The organism is Azospirillum griseum, from assembly GCF_003966125.1.
GTDB lineage: Bacteria > Pseudomonadota > Alphaproteobacteria > Azospirillales > Azospirillaceae > Azospirillum > Azospirillum griseum.
Genome location: NZ_RXMA01000164.1, coordinates 1 through 311, shown reverse-complemented (window position 1 = coordinate 311; position 311 = coordinate 1). Strand labels below are relative to the sequence as shown.

The 311-nt window shown below is 68.5% G+C and carries 1 pseudogene; it reads left to right on the top strand.

The features are described from left to right. Positions 1-37: 37 nt before the first annotated feature. Positions 38-311, top strand: a pseudogene (locus tag EJ903_RS26635) (IS21 family transposase); the annotation flags it as partial.

Sequence of the window (311 nt, the reverse complement as noted above, 5' to 3'; positions counted from 1 at the left end):
GGATCGAGGGTCTTCACGCCAATGAGGAACCCCGATCTTGCCGGGCCCACACATCACCGACCGCCAGATGAGGCTCTACATGAAACACCGACAGTCCGACACCCCCGCCATCGCCGCGGCCAAGGCCGGGTTCAGCACGGCGACCGCCTACCGGATCGAGAACGATCCACGCCCACCGTCACACAAGGCGCTTCCGCGCGGCCGGCGACGCCCCGATCCGCTGGCGGGCCTGTGGGACAGCGAGGTCGTACCCATGCTCAAGGCCGCCCCCGGTTTGCGGGCGATCGCCGTGTTCGCCGAAATCCGTCGGC